The organism is Citreicella sp. C3M06, from assembly GCF_018860705.1.
Lineage (GTDB): Bacteria > Pseudomonadota > Alphaproteobacteria > Rhodobacterales > Rhodobacteraceae > Salipiger.
Genome location: NZ_JAHKQA010000072.1, coordinates 82,477 through 103,779, shown reverse-complemented (window position 1 = coordinate 103,779; position 21,303 = coordinate 82,477). Strand labels below are relative to the sequence as shown.

General features: G+C 64.4%; 21 protein-coding genes. 15 read left to right on the top strand and 6 right to left on the bottom strand.

Annotated features, from left to right (window positions below; genetic code table 11):
* Positions 1-9: 9 nt before the first annotated feature.
* The 4 genes from KO516_RS15420 to KO516_RS15405 all read left to right on the top strand — a co-directional run bounded on the left by KO516_RS15420 (position 10) and on the right by KO516_RS15405 (position 4,122).
* A complete protein-coding gene (locus KO516_RS15420) occupies positions 10-651 on the top strand; it encodes a Crp/Fnr family transcriptional regulator (RefSeq protein WP_216004672.1) in 642 nt (213 codons plus the stop codon).
* A gap of 60 nt (positions 652-711) precedes the next feature.
* Positions 712-1,347, top strand: a complete 636-nt coding sequence (locus KO516_RS15415; protein ID WP_216004671.1) for a DsbA family protein — start codon at positions 712-714, stop codon at positions 1,345-1,347.
* A gap of 200 nt (positions 1,348-1,547) precedes the next feature.
* On the top strand, positions 1,548-2,729 hold the full coding sequence (locus KO516_RS15410) for a multidrug effflux MFS transporter (RefSeq protein WP_216004670.1): 1,182 nt from the start codon (positions 1,548-1,550) through the stop codon (positions 2,727-2,729).
* 178 nt (positions 2,730-2,907) lie between these two features.
* Entirely contained in the window at positions 2,908-4,122 is a 1,215-nt protein-coding gene (locus tag KO516_RS15405; RefSeq protein WP_216004669.1) for an NADP-dependent isocitrate dehydrogenase, read from the top strand.
* Between the two features lie 96 nt (positions 4,123-4,218).
* Here the strand turns inward: KO516_RS15405 and KO516_RS15400 are convergent, their stop codons facing one another.
* A complete protein-coding gene (locus tag KO516_RS15400; RefSeq protein ID WP_216004935.1) occupies positions 4,219-5,334 on the bottom strand; it encodes a Ppx/GppA phosphatase family protein in 1,116 nt (371 codons plus the stop codon).
* A 32-nt stretch (positions 5,335-5,366) separates the two neighbouring features.
* Positions 5,367-6,065: a sulfotransferase family 2 domain-containing protein gene (locus KO516_RS15395; RefSeq protein WP_216004668.1), complete on the bottom strand. Its 699-nt coding sequence runs from the start codon at positions 6,063-6,065 to the stop codon at positions 5,367-5,369.
* A gap of 198 nt (positions 6,066-6,263) precedes the next feature.
* On the opposite strand from KO516_RS15395, the gene KO516_RS15390 reads away from it, so the two are divergent.
* Positions 6,264-6,926 carry an HAD family phosphatase gene (locus tag KO516_RS15390; RefSeq protein ID WP_216004667.1) on the top strand — a complete coding sequence of 221 codons (663 nt, stop codon included), beginning with the start codon at positions 6,264-6,266 and terminating at the stop codon, positions 6,924-6,926.
* Here the strand turns inward: KO516_RS15390 and KO516_RS15385 are convergent.
* Complete coding sequence (locus KO516_RS15385; RefSeq protein ID WP_216004666.1) at positions 6,923-8,005, bottom strand: PA0069 family radical SAM protein; 1,083 nt, start codon at positions 8,003-8,005, stop codon at positions 6,923-6,925. The two genes, KO516_RS15390 and KO516_RS15385, sit on opposite strands and share 4 nt — an antisense overlap.
* A 145-nt stretch (positions 8,006-8,150) precedes the next feature.
* Here KO516_RS15385 and KO516_RS15380 point away from each other — a divergent pair, with 145 nt between their 5' ends.
* Positions 8,151-8,324: a hypothetical protein gene (locus KO516_RS15380; protein WP_216004665.1), complete on the top strand. Its 174-nt coding sequence runs from the start codon at positions 8,151-8,153 to the stop codon at positions 8,322-8,324.
* Positions 8,325-8,333: 9 nt separating this feature from the next.
* On the opposite strand, the gene KO516_RS15375 is transcribed toward KO516_RS15380, so the two are convergent.
* Complete coding sequence (locus tag KO516_RS15375) at positions 8,334-9,803, bottom strand: divergent polysaccharide deacetylase family protein (protein ID WP_216004664.1); 1,470 nt, start codon at positions 9,801-9,803, stop codon at positions 8,334-8,336.
* 186 nt (positions 9,804-9,989) lie between these two features.
* Between KO516_RS15375 and KO516_RS15370 the strand changes: the two genes are divergently transcribed.
* From KO516_RS15370 to lexA, 7 genes are all read left to right on the top strand, one after another.
* Positions 9,990-10,571 (top strand): aminodeoxychorismate/anthranilate synthase component II, encoded by a 582-nt coding sequence (locus KO516_RS15370; RefSeq protein ID WP_216004663.1) that lies wholly within the window; start codon positions 9,990-9,992, stop codon positions 10,569-10,571.
* On the top strand, positions 10,568-11,590 hold the full coding sequence (gene trpD, locus KO516_RS15365) for an anthranilate phosphoribosyltransferase (RefSeq protein WP_216004662.1): 1,023 nt from the start codon (positions 10,568-10,570) through the stop codon (positions 11,588-11,590). The genes KO516_RS15370 and trpD overlap by 4 nt, the downstream gene beginning before the upstream one ends.
* Positions 11,587-12,237: a uracil-DNA glycosylase gene (locus tag KO516_RS15360; protein ID WP_216004661.1), complete on the top strand. Its 651-nt coding sequence runs from the start codon at positions 11,587-11,589 to the stop codon at positions 12,235-12,237. Before trpD ends, KO516_RS15360 begins: the two co-directional genes overlap by 4 nt.
* A complete protein-coding gene (gene trpC, locus KO516_RS15355; protein ID WP_216004660.1) occupies positions 12,234-13,037 on the top strand; it encodes an indole-3-glycerol phosphate synthase TrpC in 804 nt (267 codons plus the stop codon). The genes KO516_RS15360 and trpC overlap by 4 nt, the downstream gene beginning before the upstream one ends.
* The gene (moaC, locus tag KO516_RS15350) at positions 13,034-13,510 is read left to right on the top strand and encodes a cyclic pyranopterin monophosphate synthase MoaC (RefSeq protein ID WP_216004659.1); all 477 of its coding nucleotides are present in this window, start codon (positions 13,034-13,036) and stop codon (positions 13,508-13,510) included. The genes trpC and moaC overlap by 4 nt, the downstream gene beginning before the upstream one ends.
* Positions 13,507-14,673, top strand: a complete 1,167-nt coding sequence (glp, locus tag KO516_RS15345) for a gephyrin-like molybdotransferase Glp (RefSeq protein ID WP_216004658.1) — start codon at positions 13,507-13,509, stop codon at positions 14,671-14,673. Before moaC ends, glp begins: the two co-directional genes overlap by 4 nt.
* A gap of 78 nt (positions 14,674-14,751) precedes the next feature.
* The gene (gene lexA / locus KO516_RS15340) at positions 14,752-15,447 is read left to right on the top strand and encodes a transcriptional repressor LexA (protein ID WP_216004657.1); all 696 of its coding nucleotides are present in this window, start codon (positions 14,752-14,754) and stop codon (positions 15,445-15,447) included.
* Here lexA and KO516_RS15335 read toward each other — a convergent pair.
* Positions 15,441-17,483 (bottom strand): ComEC/Rec2 family competence protein, encoded by a 2,043-nt coding sequence (locus KO516_RS15335; protein ID WP_216004656.1) that lies wholly within the window; start codon positions 17,481-17,483, stop codon positions 15,441-15,443. The two genes, lexA and KO516_RS15335, sit on opposite strands and share 7 nt — an antisense overlap.
* An 81-nt stretch (positions 17,484-17,564) precedes the next feature.
* Here KO516_RS15335 and gltX point away from each other — a divergent pair, with 81 nt between their 5' ends.
* Both gltX and gltA read left to right on the top strand, forming a co-directional pair.
* Positions 17,565-18,971, top strand: coding sequence for a glutamate--tRNA ligase (gene gltX, locus KO516_RS15330; RefSeq protein ID WP_216004655.1), 1,407 nt, complete (start codon positions 17,565-17,567; stop codon positions 18,969-18,971).
* 107 nt (positions 18,972-19,078) lie between these two features.
* Complete coding sequence (gene gltA, locus KO516_RS15325) at positions 19,079-20,377, top strand: citrate synthase (protein ID WP_216004654.1); 1,299 nt, start codon at positions 19,079-19,081, stop codon at positions 20,375-20,377.
* 142 nt (positions 20,378-20,519) lie between these two features.
* On the opposite strand, the gene KO516_RS15320 is transcribed toward gltA, so the two are convergent.
* On the bottom strand, positions 20,520-21,296 hold the full coding sequence (locus KO516_RS15320) for an enoyl-CoA hydratase-related protein (RefSeq protein ID WP_216004653.1): 777 nt from the start codon (positions 21,294-21,296) through the stop codon (positions 20,520-20,522).
* Between the last annotated feature and the right edge of the window lie 7 nt (positions 21,297-21,303).

Genomic DNA, 21,303 nt, shown 5'->3' with positions numbered 1-21,303 from the left:
AAGGCCCGCATGAGCTGGACACAGACCGCCGCCTTTACCGCCGCCACCCGCAGCGCGCTGAACGCGCTGACGCCGTTCGATGCGCCGCGCGGCACCGTGCTGTTTCGCCCCGGTGATGCGGTGCAGGGGTTTGTCATCGTGCTGTCGGGGCAGATTGACGTTTTCCTGACCGGCCCCACCGGGCGCGAGATCCTGCTTTACGCGGTCGAGCCGGGGCAAAGCTGCGTACAGACCACGCTGGGCCTGCTCGGCGACGAACGCTACAGCGGCGAGGCGATCACCCGCGATGATGCCCGCCTCGTCCTGATCCCGCGCGGGCTGTTCCTGCGTCTGATGGATGAAGACGCGGGCTTTCGCAGCTTTGTCTTCACCGCCTTTGGGCAGCGCATGCAGGGGATGATGCACCTGCTCGAGCGTGTGGCCTTCCAGCGCATCGAATGTCGGCTTGCCGAAACCCTGCTGAACCACGCCGAAGACGGCAGCCTGCACGCCACCCACGCCGAAATCGCCAGCATGATCGGCTCTGCGCGCGAGGTCGTCTCGCGTCGGCTTGACGCGCTGGCCCGACGTGGCATCGTCGGACTGGACCGCGGAACCGTGCGTATTCTCGATGCAGCCGCGCTGCATAGCCTCGCCGAGGCCGATCGCTGACATCCGCTGTCGCATCCGGCGAGCAGCCCTGCTAGAACGCTTGTAAAAAGGACGTTTGCCATGGTTACGCTCGATATATTCTCGGATCCCATCTGCCCTTGGTGCTACATCGGCAAGGCCCGGCTTGATGCCGCGCTGCTGGCCACGCCCGGGCACCCGTTCACCCTGCGCTGGCGCCCGTTCATGCTGAACCCCGACATGCCGGCGGGCGGCATGGATCGGCGCACCTATCTCGAAACGAAATTCGGCGGACGGCAGGGCGCGATCAACGCCTACGCGCCCGTCGCCCAAGAAGCCGAGGCCAGCGGCCTGACGATGCACCTCGATGCGATCAAGCGCACGCCGTCGACGGTGGATGCGCATCGCCTGATCCTTTGGGCCGGGATCGAAGGCGTGCAGACCGCGGTGATCTCTTCCCTGTTCGCCGCCTATTTCACCGAAGGGCGCGACATCGGCGACCGCGAGGTTCTGGGCGATATCGCCGATGCCTGCGGGCTGGATGCCAGCGTGGTGATGCGTCTGCTGAACAGCGATGCCGACAAGCGCGAGATCTTCGAGATGGACGCGGCTGCGCGCGGCATGGGGGTGACCTCGGTGCCGACCTTCGTCGTTGCGGGCAAGCACGCGGTGCCCGGTGCCCAGCCGACCGAACTGTGGATGAAGGTGCTTTCCGAAATCGCCGCGCAAGAGGCCTGAGCCACCCCTCCTGCTATCGCCGATCACGGGGATGTGAGGCCTGCGGGGCGGTTGCGACTTGTTCGTATACATATTTTTCCGTTAGCCCGGAGCAGTCTTTTCCCGTCGCCCGTCAGGGCGGTCTGCCCGGCGGCGGGGATCCTCCCGAAAGCACCCGAACCCCGAGGCCCCCCTTGCGCACCATATCTGCCCCCGGACGCGTGGAGTTCATCGCTCTGCTGGCGACACTGTTCGCCACCATCGCCTTTTCCATCGACGCCATGCTGCCCGCGCTGCCGGACATCGGAGCCGAACTGACACCGGATGATCTCAACCGGGCGCAGCTGGTGGTGACCAGCTTCGTTCTGGGCATGGGCATCGGCACGTTGTTCACCGGGCCGCTGTCGGACAGTTTTGGGCGCAAGCCGGTGATCGTGGGCGGCGCGGCGCTGTATATCGCGATGTCGCTGCTGGCGGCATCAGAAGATTCACTTGAAGGCCTGCTGTTCGCGCGCATGCTTCAAGGGCTGGGCGGTGCCGCGCCGCGGGTTGTAGCGCTTGCCATTGTGCGTGACCTGCATTCAGGCCGGTCCATGGCGCGGATCATGTCCTTTGTCATGATGGTCTTCACCCTGTTTCCGGCGGTTGCGCCGTCGATCGGGGCGCTGATCATCGACCTGAGCGGCTGGCGGGCGATCTTCTGGGCCTTTGTGCTGCTGGCAACGGTCTCGTCACTCTGGCTGATCCTGCGCCTTCCCGAGACGCTGCCGCGCGAAAAACGCCGACCGTTCAGCATTGCCTCTCTGAGGGCGGCGGTGAAGGAACTGCTCGGCAATCCGGTAGTGCGCATCGCCATCCTGATCCAGGCGCTGATCTTCGGGATGATGTTCGCGATGATCTCGTCGGTGCAGCAAGTCTACGACGTCAGCTTCGGCATGGGCGAGAGCTTTCCGATCTGGTTTGCAGTGGTCGCCCTGTGTGCCGCGTCGGGCAGCCTGCTGAACGCGTCGATTGTGATGCGCTTTGGGATGCGCTCGGTGATCCGCTCCATGCTGTGCGCTGGCGTCATCATGTCTGCGTTGGCGCTGACCGCCTTTCTGGTGGGCTTGCCGCGGTACTGGGGCTTCGGGATCTTCCTGTTCTGGCAATGGTCGGTGTTCTTTCAGCTGGGGCTGACCGTCGGTAACATCAACGCCATCGCGATGGAGCCGGTCGGCCATATCGCCGGGCTTGCCGCCTCGCTGATCGGCGCGATTGCAACGGTTATCGCGGTGATCATCGCGGCGCCGGTCGGGCTATTGTTCAACGGCACGCCCCTGCCCCTCGCCGCCGCGATCCTCATTCTCGAATGTCTGGCCCTTTCCGGCATGCTCTGGCTGCTTCGGGTCGAAGCTCGGCAATAAAAAGCAGCATTCATCGCCTTCATCTAGCCCCGGTTTCCTTTCCAAATGGTTACATCGTGACCATGAAGATCACCGCCGCGTGATAATTCGGTATGCAAATGCATACAGAGCTTTTTCTTCACTTGATTTTGCTCTACAGCGCGCAACATGCCCCGCATGCAAAAGGAAAGGATTCCGCATGTCGAAGATCAAGGTCGACAATCCGATCGTCGAGATGGACGGCGACGAGATGACCCGTATCATCTGGGATTTCATCAAGAAAAAACTGATCCTGCCCTATCTCGACATCGACTTGCTTTATTACGATCTCGGTATCGAAAGCCGCGATGCGACGAATGACCAGATCACCATCGACGCCGCGGAAAAGACGCTCGAGGTCGGCTGCGCGGTGAAATGCGCTACGATCACGCCGGACGAAGCGCGGGTCGAGGAATTTGGCCTCAAGAAAATGTGGAAATCCCCCAACGGGACCATCCGCAACATCATCGGCGGCGTGGTCTTCCGCCAACCGATCATCTGCCGCAACGTGCCCCGCCTCGTCCCCGGCTGGACCCGCCCCATCGTGATCGGGCGCCATGCCTTTGGCGACCAGTACAAGGCGACGGATTTCGCTTTCCCGGGCGCTGGCAAGCTGACGATGAAATTCGTCGGCGAAGATGGCACGGTGATCGAAAAAGACGTCTACGATGCCCCGTCCGCCGGCGTCTATCAGGCGATGTACAACCTTGATGCCTCGATCATCGATTTTGCGCGTGCCTCGCTGAACTACGGCCTGTCGCTGGGCTGGCCGGTGTATCTGTCGACCAAGAACACCATCCTCAAGGCCTATGACGGGCGTTTCAAGGATCTCTTCCAGCAGGTCTTCGAAGAGGAGTTCGAAGAGAAATTCAAGGCCAAGAAGATCTGGTACGAACACCGCCTGATCGATGATATGGTCGCCTGCTGCATGAAGTGGAACGGCGGTTTTGTCTGGGCTTGCAAGAATTACGACGGCGACGTTCAATCCGACACCGTGGCGCAGGGCTTTGGCTCGCTCGGGCTGATGACCTCGCAGCTGATGACCCCCGATGGCATGATTGTCGAGGCCGAGGCGGCGCATGGCACCGTCACCCGCCACTATCGCCAGCATCAGGAGGGCAAATCGACCTCGACCAATTCCATCGCGTCGATCTACGCCTGGACGGGCGGGCTCAAGCACCGTGCCAAGCTCGACAACAACACCGCGCTGATGGCCTTTGCCAGCACGCTGGAAAAGGTGATCGTCGAAACCGTCGAAGATGGCTGGATGACCAAGGATCTTGCGCTGCTTGTCGGCCCCGATCAGAAATGGCTGACCACGATGGGCTTCCTTGAGAAGATCGACGAAAACCTGAACAAGGCGCTGCACGGCTGAGCCACTGCGCATCGCATAGATCTTTCAAAGCAAAGATCTATGCACCACCTGCCCCGGGAGGTTTTGATCAAGACCTCCCGGGGCAGGCCCGCCGCATCAGAGCGGGCCGTCCTCCAGAACGCCATCCGCCGACATTTGCGCGTAAAGCAAACCTTCGCGCAGCCCGCGATCCGCAACCGACAGCCGGTCGGTCGGCCACAGCCGCAGCAAGGCCTGAAGGATCGCCGCGCCGGACATGATCAGCGCCTGACGGTCCTGCCCGATGCGAGGATCCTTGCGCCGCCCCACCGGTCCCATTTCAAGATACCTGCGGATCACCGCCTCGATCTGATCAGACGACATGCGCAGCCCGTCAACCTTGGTGCGATCATAGCGCCGCAGCCCCAGATGCGACGCGGCCACGGTGGTCACCGTTCCCGAAGTTCCGACGATCTGAAAGCCCTCGCGCGATTGCGCATCCTTGTAAGGCGCGAATTCCGAAAGGTTTTCCTCGAAGAACCAGCTCATCAACGCATAGCGGGCGGCGTCGTCCTCGACATCGGAAAACTGATCCCGCAGCGTCGCAACACCCAGAGGAACCGAAATCCAGTCGACCACCTTGGCGGCCGGGAATGGGCTTTCAGGCGGGTGGAACCCGGCGTGCAGTCGCATGATCGCCCGTGGCCGCTCGCGCGCGGGCACAGAGCTGAGGTCGATCCAGACCAGCTCGGTCGAGCCGCCCCCGATGTCTACGACCAGCAATTGCTCGGTACGGGTCGAGACCAGCGGTGCGCAGGAAATCACCGCCAGCCGCGCTTCTTCCTCAGGCTGGATGATCTCGAGCGTCAGCCCGGTCTCGCGTCGGACCTGACGGATGAAATCCCGGGCGTTCTTGGCGCGTCGGCAGGCCTCGGTCGCAACGAGGCGCATCCGCAACACCTCATGGCGGCGGATCTTCTGCTGACAGACGCGCAGCGCGCCGATGGTGCGCGTCATCGAGGCGCGCGAAAGTCTCCCGGTCCGTTCCAGCCCGTGACCGAGCTGGACGGATTTCGAGAAAGAATCAACCACATGAAACTGGCTGCCCTTGGGATGGGCAATCAGCATGCGACAACTGTTCGTGCCCAGATCCAGCGCTGCATACAACGCATTTGGATCGGGCGAGTGCGGCTCGGGGCTCTCGACCGGTTTCGGGAATGCTGCGCCCGTGCCGTCTGGACGCGTTGGCGCCATTTCCATGCGCCTTTCCGAATATCAACTTGGTGTCAGGATACGCGGCGCAACGCCGCCACGCAAGCGCGTTCCCGCCCGGTCACAAAGGGATTATCGAACATACCCGAAAAATACAGGTATTCAGGCGCAAGCCTCTCGCGCAGGGCCGCCTGCGTGTCGGGGCGCAGATCGTCAAGGCCAAGCCGCAGGCTCGAGCTGTTCTCATGTCGCATATCGACACGCAGCCCGGTGCGCGCCGACAGATCCCGCCCGAACTGCGCCAACTCGCTGGTTCGGTAGATCTGATCATAGCGCGCCAGATCCGGCCCAAGAAACAGCCACGCCGGCAGCATGTGATGCCGGATCGCCGACGCAGCATCCATGTAGGCCGCGATATTGCAAAAGAAGAAATCCGGGTCCGGGTCCATCGGCAGATCGACCCGGCCACGCAAGAGCTTGCGGGAATTGCGTAATTCACCCAGTTCGACCACGCGGTTGACATAAGCCGACAACAGCCGCCGCAACGGGTCGCGCACCACGCAAAAGCGCCACCAGCCATGATCATAGGCTTCCCAGCGATGCGGGCGAAAGCGCCGGGTGGGATAGATCTGATGCCATTGCATCACGTCGGCAGGCTCGGGCGGCAGCGCGACGGCTGGATCAATCTGCGCCAGCGCCGCCTTGACGGTGGAACACCCCGCCTTGGGCAGCGCCATGTAGGCGATCCTGTGCGCGTCTATCGCGATGACCATCGGCTGCCCTGCCCCTTGCTGTCTGCCATTCGCCCGACGCCCAAGGCACACTCGCAGCACATCCCTAAGCAACGGTAAACACTTCCCCAAAAGCGGTCGGGCAGCCGCGCGGGAAACGAGTGCATCCAAGCGGTTTTACCGCTATCAGTGCCACGAAAGGGCCGCGCGATGCGCCCTCAAGACGCACAAGGACCAACCATGGCGATTGCTGGCAGCAAGGCACTTCTGTTTGATCTCGACGGCACGCTTTTGCTGTCGGACCCGCTTCATTACCAGGTCTTCGCCGAGATGTTTGCCGAGCGCGGCAAGACCCTGACCCAGCAGATCTACGAGACGCAGATTCACGGCAACCACAACCTCGACAGCTTTCCCAAGCTGTTTCCGGGCGAAGACCCGCAGGCGCTTTCTGACGAGAAAGAGGCGCGGTTTCGCGACAGCCTCGGCCATGGGACAGCGCCGATGCCGGGGGCCGAGGCGCTGCTTGACCGGGCGGACCGCGAGGGCTGGCGGCTGGCGGTGGTGACCAACGCGCCGCGCGAAAACGGCGAATACATGCTGGAGGCCATCGGCCTGCGCAAGCGGTTCGAGCTGCTGATCATCGGGGATGAATGCGCCCGCGCCAAGCCCGACCCCGAACCTTATCTGCTGGCCATGCGCGAGCTGGGCGTGCGCCCGCAGGATTGTATCCTCTTCGAGGACAGCCCGAGCGGCATGCGCGCCGCCGCGCGCTCTGGCGGCTATGCGGTCGGCATCCGGTCTGGCCTGCCCGAGGATCGCCTGCGCGAAGCCGGCGCCAAGATCACCATCGCCGATTACGAAGACCCGGCGCTGGAGGGCATTCTTGCCCGGCTGAGCGCCTAGAACAGGCTCAACTGGTCGCCCGCCCGTGCGGGGGGCGCGAACAGGTCGGTGCGCAGTGGCGGCAGTTTGCGGTCCAGCCCCAGCTTGCGGCTTGCCAGCGCGAAACGGCGGGCGATCAGCTCGGCGTAAGGACCTTCGCCGCGCATCCGGCGGCCCCAGTCGGCGCTGTAATCCTGACCTCCGTGCATCTCGCGCAAGCGCGCCATGACACGCGCGGCGCGATCCGGGTAATGTTCGGCCAGCCATGCCCGCCACAGCGGCGAGACCTCGCGCGGCAGGCGCAGCATGATCCAGCTCGCCGCCACCGCACCGGCCTTGGCCCCGGCCTCGAGAATGCGTTCCAGCTCCGGATCGGTCAGGGCCGGAACCACCGGCGAAGCCATCACCCGCACCTCGATCCCGGCGGCGCTCAGCCGCTGGATCGTCGCCAGTCTGCGCGTCGGAGACGGCACCCGCGGCTCCATCCGCCGTGCCAGAGTCGCGTCCAGCGTGGTAACCGAGATCCCGACCCGCGCCAGCCCTCGCCGCGCCATATCCGCAAGAATGTCGATGTCGCGCTCGATCAGCGTGCCCTTGGTGACGATGGCGACCGGGTGATTGAAATCGCGCAGCACCTCGAGACAGGCGCGCATGATGCCGCGATCACGCTCGATGGGCTGATACGGATCGGTGTTGGTGCCGATGGCGATGGTCTGCGGGCGATAGCGCCGCGCCCGCAATTCGCGCGCCAGCACCTCGGGCGCGTCCGGCCGCGCCACCAGTTTCGTCTCGAAATCGAGGCCCGGCGACAGGCCAAGATAGGCGTGGCTCGGGCGGGCAAAGCAATAGATGCAGCCATGCTCGCAGCCGCGATAGGGATTGATCGTGCGATCAAACGGCACATCCGGAGAGCGCACATAGTTGATCAGGCTGCGCGGCCGTTCTTGCACGACCTCCGTGCGCAGCGGCGGCAGCTCTTCGGGCAGATCCCAGCCATCATGCGCATCTTCATAGCGGTGACGTTCGAACCGCCCGCAATCGCGGCTGGAGGCGCCGCGCCCGGCGCGACGCTCTGCGGTGATGGATCTTTCTGCACTCATGCCGCAAGAATAGGAACATTATGCGAACATTCGCAAGGTGGAACATGACAGGCGGCGCGTTTGCAAAGAATTCACCGATCCTGAAGAAATCTGCTTTATTCCCAAGGGTGCGAGACCTATCTTTAACAGTAGATAGGAGGCGAACATGCCGGTGACCCACCTGGTTTTCCTGATCATAACCGTTCTCGCCCTTGGCGGGCTGACGGTCTGGGCCGTTCTGTCCTGGGGCGCGGGAACCGTGATTCCGCTGCTTTTGGGGCTGGGACTGCTGGCGCGATGGGGCATGGCCCCGGTCGGGCGCGATGATCGCTCGGCCTGATCTTTCGGCTCAGCCCGGCGCGGCGCCCTGCGTCATGATGGCCGATACCGGCACCAGCGCGACGCTGCTCGCGCGGTCCTGAAGGCCCCAGATCACCAGCGCCGTCAGCGTATCGGCGCGCAGCCGCCCAAGCATGACGACCGATCCTTCCTGACGGGCGCGGAACGCCGCCTGATCAAGGAAACGGCGCATGACGCGCGGGTCCTGTCCGGCGCCGTCGAAATCGCGGAACACCTGCGCCGTCGGCACCCCCACCCGCTGCGCCAGCGCCTCGCCGGTGCCCATGCCCTTGGACATCATCAGCAACCCGTGTCCGGTGTCGCGCAGGAATTGCGCCGCCTGCTCGGAGACGGAGCGCGTCTCCTGAAGACCGCTCGCCGGATCTTCGAGCACGCCGATGGCCTCGGGCACCGCCCCAAGCGCACCTTCGAGGCTGACCTCGACATCGCTCGCTTGCGCGCCCTTCGGCACACCGGCCATTGCCAGCACTTCGAAGCCAGCGGCGCGATAGGCGCGCGCCGCAGCGGCGGCATTCGGATGCGAGGACGAGACCGCAAAGCTGACCGGGAACGGCAGATCCCCGACCATGTCGGGGCCAAGCGGGCCAGCGCCGTCATCGATGAGCACCACCGACATCAACGGCTCTCCCTCGGCAATGTCAGCGGCGGCGGCATAGCGCACAAGCGGTGGCAACGGACCGGTTTCGGTGTCTGTCGTATCGGCAAGCGGCGCGCTGCCAATGCTGGGCAAGCGCCGCTTCGGCACGGGACCATCGCGGTCAACAAGCGATTGCGCCGGGGCGCCGATCGACGGCGCGCCCGTGTCAGAGCTGACCTGCGGGGCAGTTTCCGTGGTTTCGACAGGGGCGGTGCCAATGGTCGGAAGATCGACGGGGGCCGGCACCGGCGCGGGCATCGGCAAGGGCGGCTCGGGCGTTGCGGTGGAAAGCTCTGCCCCCGGCTCGGCCTGCGCCTCGTCTGTCGCCGACACCATCTGCTCAGGTGCCGCAGGACGGGTTGCCACCGGCGCGGGAACCGCCAGCTCGGGCCGTGGCGCAGACGGGATCTCGGGGCCGGTGTCATCGACGGCGGGCGCCGACATATCAAGCGCAAGGGCGTCGTCGATGGGCTTTGCCACCGGGTCTGGCTGGACCGGCGCGGCCGGAGCGCTGGATTCGGCGCTCATCTGCAGGCTGGTCTCTGGCTCGGGGGTGTCGACGACCGGCTCGGATGGCAGCTCTGGCGAGGCCACAGTTGCGGGCTGCGTCTGCGCGGTTTGAGGCACAGCGAGCCCGGGTTCGCCGACATCAGGCTGGTCGGCATCGGTGCTCTGCGGCGCAACCGAAGGCAGGTCCGAGATCTCGACATCCGGTCGGGGCGTCACGGCTTGCGGCGGACCGATCAGCAAAGACAGCGCCGCAGCCCCGGCCCCCGACACCACCAACCCGACCATCGCCCCTGCGACAAAGCTCTTCGCCATCGCCAATCGTCCCCTGACCTGCCTGTCCCCGCGTTGCCGATCCCGGGCGCGGGCTGTCCTTGCCCATCCATCAATGCCATCCGTTCGCCGGACGGTCGCTTGCGGCGCATGCCCTTGACGCTGCACCTTCTCCGGGCGCATGTATACCCCGGACCAACCCAATCCTACCAGCCCGAGATTGCCCCAATGCTTCTGCTCATCGACAACTACGACAGCTTCACCTGGAACCTTGTTCACTATGTGGGCGAGCTTGGGGTCGAAACGCAGGTCTGGCGGAACGATGCGCTGAATGTGCAGGAGGCGATGGCGCTGAAGCCTTCGGGCATCCTGCTCAGCCCCGGCCCCTGCGATCCCGATCAGGCGGGCATCTGCCTTGCACTGACCGAGGCGGCGGCGGAAACCGGCATTCCGCTGTTCGGCGTCTGTCTTGGCCACCAGACCATCGGGCAGGCCTTTGGCGGCACGGTCGTGCAGCATTCCGAAATCGTGCATGGCAAGATGGGCACGATGCATCACGACGACACCGGCGTGTTCCACGGGCTGCCCGACCCGTTCGAGGCGACACGCTATCATTCGCTGGTGGTCGATCGCGCCACCCTGCCCGACTGCCTGATCGCCAATGCCTGGCTTGACGATGGCACGATCATGGGTCTGCGTCACCGCGACCTGCCCATCCACGGCGTGCAATTCCACCCCGAGAGCATCGCCTCGGAGCATGGCCACGCGCTGATCAAGAACTTCCTGGATACGATGAAAGTCCCCGCATGAGCGATCGCCTCAAGCCGTTGATCGGCACCGCCGCCACCCGCCCCTTGACGCGCGCGGAGGCTGAGGCCGCCTTTGGGGTGCTGTTCGAAGGCGAAGCGACCCCGGCGCAGATGGGTGGCTTTCTCATGGCGCTGCGCACCCGCGGCGAGACGGTGGATGAATACGCCGCCGCCGCCGGGGTGATGCGGGCCAAATGCAACCGGGTCAGCGCGCCCGAAGGCGCCATCGACATCGTCGGCACCGGCGGCGATGGCAAGGGCACGCTGAACATCTCGACCGCCGCGGCCTTTGTCGTCGCGGGCGCCGGTGTGGTGGTGGCCAAGCACGGCAACCGCAACCTGTCGTCGAAATCCGGCTCTGCCGATGCGCTGTCGGAAATGGGCGTGCAGGTGATGCTGCCAGCGTCGGCCATCGCACCGATCCTGTCACAGGTCGGCATCTGCTTCATGATGGCGCCGATGCATCACCCCGCGATGAAGCACGTCATGCCGGTGCGCACCGAACTGGGCACCCGCACGATCTTCAACATCCTCGGGCCGCTGACCAACCCCGCCGCGGTCAAGCGCCAGCTCACCGGCGCCTTCTCGCGCGAGATGATCCGCCCGATGGCCGAAACGCTGGGCCAGCTTGGGTCCGAGCGGGCATGGCTGGTGCATGGCTCTGATGGCACTGATGAGCTGGCGATTTCCGGCATCAGCTGGCTGGCCGCGCTTGAAGAAGACGGCACGGTGCGCGAGGCCGAAATTCACCCCGAAGACGCCGGACTGCCCGTGCACCCCTTCGAGGACATCATTGGCGGCACCCCTGCCCAGAACGCAGTCGCCTTCCGAGCCCTGCTGAACGGGGCAAAGACCGCCTATCGCGATGCGGTGCTGCTGAACGCGGCGGCGGCGATCGTGGTCGCGGGCAAGGCCGCCGACCTGCGCGCCGGGGTGGAGCTGGCGCGCGAGAGCATCGACAGCGGCGCCGCGCTTGGCAAGGTGACAGCGCTGGCCGAGGCCACGCAAGCCGCCGCATGACGCCCAAGGCTTGGGCCTCGCTGGCCTTTTTCACCGAGGATCTGCCGCGCATCGCCGCGCTGACCGCTGGCGATGACATCCTGCCCCCGGTCACGCAGCGCTTTGCCGCGCTCGATGCGGTTGCGCCCGAAAAGGTGCGCGTGGTGATCCTTGGGCAGGATCCCTACCCGACGCCGGGCCATGCGCATGGCTTTGCCTTTTCGGTCGAACCAGATGTGCGGCCGCTGCCGCGCTCTCTGGGCAACATCTACAAGGAGCTTCAGGCGGAATTCGGCACCTGCCCGCCGAATGGCGATCTGCGGTTCTGGGCCGATCAGGGCGTTCTGCTGCTCAACAGCGCGCTGAGCGTTCCGGCGGGAAATGCTGGCGCGCACGCCAAGCTTGGCTGGTCAAAACTGACCACCCAAGTTCTTGAAACGCTTGGCGACCGTCCGCGCGCCTTCATTCTGTGGGGCAACCACGCACAGGGCTTCGCGCCCGCCATTCAGGGCGACGGTCATCTGATCCTGCGCTCGGCGCATCCCTCGCCGCTATCGGCGCGCCGGGGATTTTTCGGCTCGCGCCCCTTTTCCCGCGTCAATGACTGGCTTATTGCAAGGGGCGAAATCCCCATCAACTGGACAACGCCGCAGGGAGGCCGCCCGTGACCCAGACGATCCTCGACAAGATCAAGGCCTATAAACTCGAGGAAGTGGCCGCCGACAAAGCCGCCCGCCCGCTGCCCGAGATCGAAGCACAGGCGCGCGATGCATCGCCCGTGCGCCCCTTCGCCAAGGCGCTGCGCAAGGCCAGCGAGACGGGCTACGGCCTGATTGCCGAAGTCAAGAAAGCCTCGCCCTCCAAGGGCTTGATCCGCGAAGATTTTCACCCCGCGACATTGGCCGCCGCTTACGAGCGTGGCGGGGCGACCTGCCTGTCGGTCCTGACCGACACACCGTCTTTTCAGGGCGCCAAGCAGTTCCTTGTCGATGCCCGCGCTGCCACGTCGCTGCCGGCGCTGCGCAAGGATTTCATGTATGACACCTATCAGGTCGCCGAGGCCCGCGCCCTCGGGGCCGATTGCATCCTGATCATCATGGCAAGCGTCTCGGATGCTCAGGCCGCCGAACTTGAAGACGCGGCAAATTTCTGGGGCATGGATGCGCTGATCGAAGTGCACAACGCCGCAGAACTCGAACGGGCGCTGCTGCTGAAGTCACCGCTGATCGGCATAAATAATCGCAATCTCAACACCTTCGAGACCAGTCTTGAGACAACGCGCCTGCTGTCGAAAACCGTGCCGCCCGAGCGTCTTCTGGTCTCGGAAAGCGGCCTGAACAGCCCTGCGGACCTTGCGGACATGGCTGCCTATGGCGCGCGGAGCTTTCTCATCGGCGAAAGCCTGATGCGCCAGCCCGATGTCGAAACCGCAACACGGCAGTTGCTGCGCGATCCGGTGGCAGCATGAGCGGGCTGACCCATTTCGACGCCAGCGGCAATGCCCATATGGTGGATGTCTCTGACAAGCCCGAAACCGCGCGCGTCGCCACCGCCGAGGGCTGGGTGAAGATGGAGCGCGAAACCTTTGAGATCATTATCGAAGGCCGCGCCGCCAAAGGCGATGTGATCGGCATCGCCCGGCTTGCCGGGATCATGGGGGCCAAGAAGACCCCGGATCTGATCCCGCTGTGTCACCCGCTTCCAGTCAGCAAAGTGTCGGTCGATCTGCGGCCCGATCCGTCGCTTCCGGGTCTTCGCATCGAGGCGACGGTCAAGACCACCGGACGCACCGGTGTCGAGATGGAGGCGCTGACAGCGGTCTCGACCGCAGCGCTCACCGTCTATGACATGGCCAAGGCTGTTGACCGCGGCATGCAGATCGGCGGCATGCGCGTGATCCTCAAAGATGGCGGAAAATCAGGCCTCTACGAGGCATCATGATCACTGTATCCGACGCGCTCGACCGGCTTTTCTCCCTTGCCGGACAGATGCCCTGCGAAGAGGTGCCACTGCTTGAGGCGAACGGACGGGTTCTGGCCCAGACGGTCTATGCCCGGCGTGAGCAGCCGCCCTTTTCCGCCTCGGCAATGGATGGCTACGCCGCATGTGCCGCTGCCCCGGGAATGCGCTTGAAGGTGATCGGGGAATCTGCCGCCGGGCTGGGCTTTGACGGTTCTGTCGGGCCGGGTGAAGCGGTGCGGATCTTTACCGGCGCGCCGGTCCCGCCAGGCGCAAATACCGTTATCATTCAAGAAGATGTAGATCGTTCTGGCGACGAAATCCTTGTCACCGACAGGCTTGGAGTTGGCGACAACATCCGCCCCGCGGGCTGTGACTTTCATATCGGAGACACCATACAGGCGCCGCGCCGCCTGACCCCGCAAGATATTGCGCTGCTGGCCTCGATGAACATTGCGATGGTGCCGGTTGCGCGGCGTCCGAAGGTCGCGCTGATCTCGACCGGCGACGAGCTGGTCATGCCGGGAGAAAACCCCGGCCCTGACCAGATCATCGCCTCGAACACCTTTGCCTTGCATGCGATGCTGCGCGCCGCCGGAGCCGAGCCGCGCCTGTTGCCGATTGCCCGTGACAGCGACAGCGCCCTGCGCACGGTTTTCGGCCTGATCGACGACGCCGATATGGTGGTCACCATTGGCGGTGCCTCGGTTGGCGATCACGATCTGGTCGCGAAAGTCGCCGCAGATCTTGGCCTTGAGCGCGCCTTCCACAAGGTTGCGATGCGCCCCGGAAAGCCTTTGATGTCGGGCCGTCTTGACGGCAGCATGATGATCGGACTGCCGGGAAATCCCGTTTCGGCAATCATTTGCGGGCATATCTTCTTGCTTCCAGTGATCCGCGCGATGCTTGGCCTTCCACGCGCCGCCGCGCCGCGCAAACAGGCTCCGCTGGCCAGTGATCTGGGCGCGAACGGTCCGCGAGAGCATTATATGCGGGCGCGGTTGGGGCCGGATGGGGTGCGCGTGTTCGACCGTCAGGACAGTTCTCTTCTCAGCATTCTGGGCGAGGCTAACGCGCTGGTGGTCCGCCCGCCGCACGACCCTGCACGCCCCGCACGAGACGTCGTGGAGTACGTTCCTCTTTGACGAGAAGTGGCCCGCAGGCCATTGACACAAATAGGGAACATGGATAGAACAAAGGAGCATCAGGCAGGGAAACCAAGAATGCTGACCAAGAAACAGCTCGACCTTCTCGATTTCATCAACAAGCGGCTGCAACGCGATGGTGTGCCGCCCAGTTTCGACGAGATGAAAGAGGCGCTCGATCTGCGCAGCAAGTCCGGTATCCACCGCCTGATCACCGCTCTGGAAGAGCGCGGTTTCATCCGTCGCCTGCCCCATCGCGCCCGCGCTATCGAGATCGTGAAGCTGCCCGAAACGCTGGGCGGGGCGTCAACGACCTTCACCCCCGAAGTGATCGATGGCGATCGTCCCGACAAATTGCCCAGCGGCGCGCGCCCGGTTGCCAGCATTGATGCGGTCGAATTGCCCGTCATGGGCCGGATCGCGGCCGGGGTGCCGATCCAGTCGATTTCCGACAATCCCGCTGGCATTGCCGTACCCGGAGCGATGCTGGCGTCGAATTCACATCATTACGCGCTTGAGGTGAAGGGCGACTCGATGATCGACGCCGGGATCAATGACGGAGATGTCGTCATCATCCGAGAGACATCGGCGGCCGAAAATGGCGATATCGTAGTTGCTCAGGTCGATGGCTACGAGGCAACGTTGAAGCGCTTCCGTCGCAAGGGCGAGGTGATCGTTCTCGAAGCCGCGAACCCCGCCTATGAACCGCGGGTCTTGCCGATTGGATCGGTCAAGGTTCAGGGCAAACTGGTCGGATTGATCCGCAGCTATTGACGCCTGCGCGGCGGTGCGTGCCACAGGCGCGCGCCGCGCGACGTGACGATACGCGGCCCGGCTGACCCAAGCCAGACCGCAATGGTGCCCGTGGTTCTCAACCGCTTGGGATCATAGACTTCGCAGCCGGGCAGATCGGGCAGATCGACGCTGGACACCACGATCTCGCGATCTTCGCAGCCGGTATAGGCCGAGGCGGCCCGTTTTCCCTGAAGATGGGTGATCCGCAGCCCGGCCAGCTCGATCCGGGCGACATTGCCGGGTGCTCCGCCGGGCCAAAGCGCCGCCGCCTGCTCCTGTGTGCGCGCAGCGCCGTCGTTTTCCAGCCAGATCCCGGCGAGAAACCCCGCGCCCCTCGGGCGCGACAAGGCCCGCCCATCGTCCGTCATCGCGCCGACAAGCGCGCCGGTATCGGCGATCAGCAGGTCCGGGCGCTGCGACAGCGGCCAAAGCGTTGCCGCAATCGCCAACGGCATCACGCCAAGCCAGCGCCCCCGCCCCCGCCAGAGGCTGAGCGTCAAGCCGCCGAGCGCGAGCAGCGGCAAAACCGCAGACCCCGGCGCGACGATATGGCCAAGCGAGCCTTCCCATCCCGACACGGTGCGCGCGACAAGCAGGATCCAGTCCAGCCCAAGCCGCATCACCCACATTGCCAGCGCTTCCAACCCCAGCGGCATCAGCAAGGCGGCCACCACCGCCATCGGCATCACCAGCACCCCCATCACCGGCACGGCGACAAGATTGGCGACCAGCCCGTAATGCGACAGCAGGTTGAAATGTGCCATGGCGATCGGCGCGGTGGCCATCGAGGCCGTTGCCGAGGACACCACAAGGGTCAGAACCGGTCGCGCCCAGCCCGGTGCCCCGCGTTCCGTGCCGCGATCGCGCAACACTGCGAAGACGGCGACAAGCGCCACTGTCGCGGCGAAGGACATCTGGAACCCCGGACCCAACAACGCCTCGGGGCGCAGCAGCAGCACGATCATCGCCGCCAGCGCCACGGCGCGCAGCGACAACGCCCGCCGATCAAAGATCACCGCCAGCAGCATCACCGCCACCATGATGAAGGCGCGCTCCGTCGCCACGTTGCCCCCCGACAGCGCCAGATAGCCCGCCGAGGCGACAAGCGCGATGCCTGCGGCAATCTTCTTGCCGGGCCAATGATGCCGTGCCCGAGGTGGCAGCAGAAAGGCAATCCGCGCCGAACCAAAAACGAAACCCGCCAGCAGCCCCATGTGCAGGCCTGAAATTGCCAACAGATGCGCTAGGTTGCTGTGGCGCAGCGCCTCGATGCTTTGTTGCGACATGGCAGAGCGATCACCGGTCATCAGTGCGGCGGCAAAGGCCCCGGTCTCATCCGGCAGAGCCGCCTGCACCCGCGCCGACAGCACCATCCGCGCCCGCGAAATCCATTGCCCGCCGGTCGCAGGTCCGAGCAGCAGCACCGGGGTGCGGGTATAACCGACCGCGCCCAGCTTCAGGAACCATGCATGGCGGCGAAAATCAAAGCCGCCGGGTTCGGCAGCGCCGCCGGGTGCGCTGAGATGTCCGGTCATCATCACCCGCATACCGGGGCGCGGCTCAAGAAACCCCTGCTCGCCGTGCAGCGACACCCGCACCCGGTAGGGTGTGCGCGCCGGGTCCATCTGGGCCAGCATCACCCGGTCAAGCGTCAGCCGCAACGCATCCGATGCAGAGCGGTCGATGGCGACGACCCGCCCTTCGATCGGGCCGTAATAGCGGAACCACAGCTGCGGCGCGGCGACCATATGCGCCCGCGCACCAGCCAGCGCAAAGCCGCAGGCCATAAGGCCCATCGCGACGACAAGAGGTGCGTGCCCCACCCCAAGCCGTCGCGACAGCACCAGCAGCCCAACCCCGGCAAGGGCCGCCAGCGATAGCATCTCGGCTGCCGGCTCGAAGCCAGGGAGGAAGTACAGCCCGATGCCAATGCCCAGAGCAACCGGCACCCAAGGGAACAGATGCCCGCGCTGCCCGATCAATACACCCTCAAGCCCAGAGAGGATCTGCCGCATGACTTGCCCCGACCCTGTCCGCTGGTTAGAGGGATGACTGAAACCCTACGCCATTTTTGGTTACCGAGAGGTTAAGATCCCATGTCCGCTGTCGTCACCCGTTTCGCGCCGTCTCCCACCGGCTACCTGCATATCGGGGGCGCGCGCACGGCTCTGTTCAACTGGCTGTACGCCCGTGGCCGCGGCGGCAAGTTCCTGCTGCGCATCGAAGACACCGACCGCGCCCGCTCGACCCCCGAAGCCACTGCGGCAATCCTGACCGGGCTCGACTGGCTGGGGCTCGATCACGACGGCGAGGTGGTCAGCCAGTTCGGCCGCGCGCCGCGTCACGCCGAGGTCGCGCATCAGTTGCTTGCGCAAGGCGCTGCCTATAAGTGCTTTGCCACGCAGGAGGAAATCGCCGCCTTCCGCGACAAGGCCAAGGAAGAGGGCCGCTCGACCCTGTTCCGCAGCCCGTGGCGCGACGCCGATGCCGCAACCCACCCCGACGCGCCCTTCGTGATCCGTCTGCGCACCCCCGAAGACGGCGAGACCGTCATCGAGGACGGGGTGCAGGGCCGTGTCACCATCCGCAACGATCAGCTCGACGACATGATCCTGCTGCGCTCGGATGGCACGCCGGTCTATATGCTTGCCGTGGTGGTCGATGATCACGACATGGGGGTGACCCATGTCATTCGCGGTGACGATCACCTTAATAACGCCGCGCGGCAGATGGGGATCTATACCGCGATGGGCTGGCCGCTGCCGGTCTACGCCCATATTCCGTTGATCCACGGCCCCGATGGCAAGAAACTGTCCAAGCGCCACGGCGCGCTTGGCGTCGATGAATATCAAAAGTTTGGCTATCCGGCGGCAGGCATGCGCAACTATCTGGCGCGGCTTGGCTGGAGCCATGGCGACGACGAATTCTTCGACGATGCGCAGGCGCAGGCGTGGTTCGATCTGTCGGGAATCAACAAGGCTCCGGCGCGGCTCGACTTCAAGAAGCTGGAAAATCTGTGTGGCCAGCATATCGCGGCCGCAGACGATGCTGCGCTGCTGCATGAAATAGAGGCTTATCTGGCCGCAGCGGCGCTTCCGGCTTTGTCGGACGCACAAAAAGACGGGCTGAAGCGCGGCATGTACTGCTTGAAAGAACGCGCGAAGACTCTTCCAGAACTCCTTGATAAGGCACATTTTATCCTTTCAGAAGTTCCGCTGGAACCTGACGCCAAGGCGCGAGCCGCGCTTGACCCTGTATCCCGTGGTATACTGGCCACGTTGACGCCGCAGCTGCAAGGTGCTAGCTGGTCGCGGGAAGAGCTCGAGGGGACAATGGCCGAGTTCGCGGAGGCACAAGGGACAAAATTCGGCAAGCTTGCCGCCCCCTTGCGCGCTGCGCTCGCAGGACGCGCCGTAACCCCGAGCGTATTCGACATGATGCTGGTGCTCGGCAAGGAAGAAGCTATTCTCCGGATCGAGCAGGCAGCGGCCTCCGAGACGTGATCGCACCCCTTCGGGACCGCGGGCTCACCTTTCGACCGAGGCCATGTGATTGATTGCCAGGGCACCGGACGGTGCCCGAGGGCCCTTTCGAAAGGAACGAGACTAGCATGGCTGACACTCCGACGAAGACCGCGACGCTGTCGATCGACGATCAGACCTTTGACCTGCCGATTTATTCGCCGACCGCGGGGCCGGACGTTCTTGATATCCGCAAGCTGTACGCGCAGGCGGGTGTCTTCACCTACGATCCCGGCTTCACCTCGACCGCAAGCTGCGACAGCACCATCACCTTCATCGACGGCGACAAGGGCGAGCTGCTGCACCGCGGCTATCCCATCGACCAGCTGGCCGAAAAGTCGCATTATCTCGAAGTCTGCTACCTGCTGCTGTACGGCGAACTGCCCTCGGCGACCGAGCTTGAAACCTTCGAGAACACCATCACCCGCCACACCATGCTGCACGAACAGATGCAGTATTTCTTCCGGGGCTTCCGCCGCGATGCGCACCCGATGGCAACCATGGTGGGCGTGGTCGGCGCCATGTCGGCGTTCTATCACGACAGCACCGACATTTCCGACAACAAGCAGCGCGAGATCGCCTCGCACCGCCTGATCGCCAAGATGCCGACCATCGCGGCTTGGGCCTACAAGTACTCGATCGGCCAGCCCTTTGTGTATCCGCGCAACGATCTGAGCTATGCGGCGAACTTCCTGCACATGTGCTTCAGCGTGCCGGCAGAGCCCTATCATGTGGACCCGATCCTGAGCCGCGCCATGGACCGGATCTTTACCCTGCACGCCGATCACGAGCAGAACGCATCGACCTCGACCGTGCGGCTTGCCTCGTCCTCGGGCGCCAACCCGTTTGCCTGCATCGCCGCCGGAATCGCCTGCCTCTGGGGCCCCGCCCATGGCGGCGCCAACCAGGCCTGCCTTGAAATGCTCAAGGAAATCGGCACCGTTGACAAGATCCCGGAATACATCGCCCGCGCCAAGGACAAGAACGATCCGTTCCGCCTGATGGGCTTTGGCCACCGCGTCTACAAGAACTTCGATCCGCGCGCGACGGTGATGAAGAAATCCGCCGACGAGGTGCTCGACCTGCTCGGGATCGAGAACAACCCGATCCTTCAGGTTGCCAAAGAGCTGGAAAAGCAGGCGCTTGAGGATCCGTATTTCTCCGAGAAGAAGCTGTTCCCCAACGTCGATTTCTATTCGGGCATCATTCTTGAGGCGATGGGCTTCCCCACCTCGATGTTCACGCCGATCTTCGCACTGTCGCGGACCGTTGGCTGGGTGTCGCAGTGGAAAGAACAGCTTGCCGATCCGCAGCACAAGATTGGCCGTCCGCGTCAGCTGTATCTTGGCAGCACCGCGCGCGATTACACGGATATCGAAAACCGCTGATTGCGCGATCGCCTTCGGGCTACAAAGACCGGCTCCCTGCAACGGGGGCCGGTTTTTTCGTTGTCGGCGTTGCGGCCAAATGCGACGGCGCTTTGCCAGTTCGCCCCGCAGCTCAGCGCGGCGAGGCTCCCCTGATCTGTGCTCAGCGGCCTTCGAAATGCGGCGCGCGTTTTTCTAGAAACGCAACGACGCCTTCCTTGAAATCTCGGGTCTTGCCACATTCGCCTTGCAGGCGGGATTCCAGCCGCAGCTGCCCCTCAAGATCGGTTTCGAACGCGCCGCGCAGCGCGGTCTTGATGTGCCCGAAGGCTGCCGTTGGCCCCTTGGCGAGATAATCGGCCCGCGCCCGCCACCGGGCCGCGAACTCGGCGTCCGGCACCGCTTCCCAGATCATGCCCCAATCATCGGCCTGCTGCGCACTGATGCGCTCGGCGAACAGCGCGGCGCCCATTGCCTTGGCCAGCCCCACCTGACGGGGCAGCGCCCATGTGCCGCCCGCGTCCGGGATCAGGCCGATCCGGGTAAAGGCCTGCATGAAAAAGGCGCTTTCGGCTGCAATGACCACGTCATGCACCAGCGCAAGATTGGCCCCTGCGCCCGCCGCCGCCCCGTTGACGGCAGCGATGGTCGGCACCGGGCATTGAGTGATGGCGTTGAGCATCGGCTCGTATTCGTCGCGCAGCACTCGTTCAAGATCAAGATTGGCCGCCGTCTCGCGATCGCCCAGATCCTGCCCCGAACAAAAGGCCCGCCCCTCGCCCGTGAGCACCACGACGCGCGCTTTGCGGCCAGCTTGCAGCACGGCATGGGTGATCTCGGCCCGCATCTGGGTGTCGAGCGCATTCATCACCTGCGGGCGCGACAGGGTGATCAGCGCCACGCCATCTGTCAGCTCGTAGCGGATGGTTTCATAGATCACGGCGGGC

Bases quoted from the DNA above. Each gene is read 5' to 3' on its own strand.
- KO516_RS15420 (WP_216004672.1), top strand. From the start codon at position 10: ATGAGCTGGACACAGACCGCCGCCTTTACCGCCGCCACCCGCAGCGCG.
- KO516_RS15415 (WP_216004671.1), top strand. From the start codon at position 712: ATGGTTACGCTCGATATATTCTCGGATCCCATCTGCCCTTGGTGCTAC.
- KO516_RS15405 (WP_216004669.1), top strand. From the start codon at position 2,908: ATGTCGAAGATCAAGGTCGACAATCCGATCGTCGAGATGGACGGCGAC.
- KO516_RS15400 (WP_216004935.1), bottom strand. From the start codon at position 5,334: ATGGCGCCAACGCGTCCAGACGGCACGGGCGCAGCATTCCCGAAACCG.
- KO516_RS15395 (WP_216004668.1), bottom strand. From the start codon at position 6,065: ATGGTCATCGCGATAGACGCGCACAGGATCGCCTACATGGCGCTGCCC.
- KO516_RS15390 (WP_216004667.1), top strand. From the start codon at position 6,264: ATGGCGATTGCTGGCAGCAAGGCACTTCTGTTTGATCTCGACGGCACG.
- KO516_RS15385 (WP_216004666.1), bottom strand. From the start codon at position 8,005: ATGAGTGCAGAAAGATCCATCACCGCAGAGCGTCGCGCCGGGCGCGGC.
- KO516_RS15380 (WP_216004665.1), top strand. From the start codon at position 8,151: ATGCCGGTGACCCACCTGGTTTTCCTGATCATAACCGTTCTCGCCCTT.
- KO516_RS15375 (WP_216004664.1), bottom strand. From the start codon at position 9,803: ATGGCGAAGAGCTTTGTCGCAGGGGCGATGGTCGGGTTGGTGGTGTCG.
- KO516_RS15370 (WP_216004663.1), top strand. From the start codon at position 9,990: ATGCTTCTGCTCATCGACAACTACGACAGCTTCACCTGGAACCTTGTT.
- trpD (WP_216004662.1), top strand. From the start codon at position 10,568: ATGAGCGATCGCCTCAAGCCGTTGATCGGCACCGCCGCCACCCGCCCC.
- KO516_RS15360 (WP_216004661.1), top strand. From the start codon at position 11,587: ATGACGCCCAAGGCTTGGGCCTCGCTGGCCTTTTTCACCGAGGATCTG.
- moaC (WP_216004659.1), top strand. From the start codon at position 13,034: ATGAGCGGGCTGACCCATTTCGACGCCAGCGGCAATGCCCATATGGTG.
- glp (WP_216004658.1), top strand. From the start codon at position 13,507: ATGATCACTGTATCCGACGCGCTCGACCGGCTTTTCTCCCTTGCCGGA.
- lexA (WP_216004657.1), top strand. From the start codon at position 14,752: ATGCTGACCAAGAAACAGCTCGACCTTCTCGATTTCATCAACAAGCGG.
- KO516_RS15335 (WP_216004656.1), bottom strand. From the start codon at position 17,483: ATGCGGCAGATCCTCTCTGGGCTTGAGGGTGTATTGATCGGGCAGCGC.
- gltX (WP_216004655.1), top strand. From the start codon at position 17,565: ATGTCCGCTGTCGTCACCCGTTTCGCGCCGTCTCCCACCGGCTACCTG.
- gltA (WP_216004654.1), top strand. From the start codon at position 19,079: ATGGCTGACACTCCGACGAAGACCGCGACGCTGTCGATCGACGATCAG.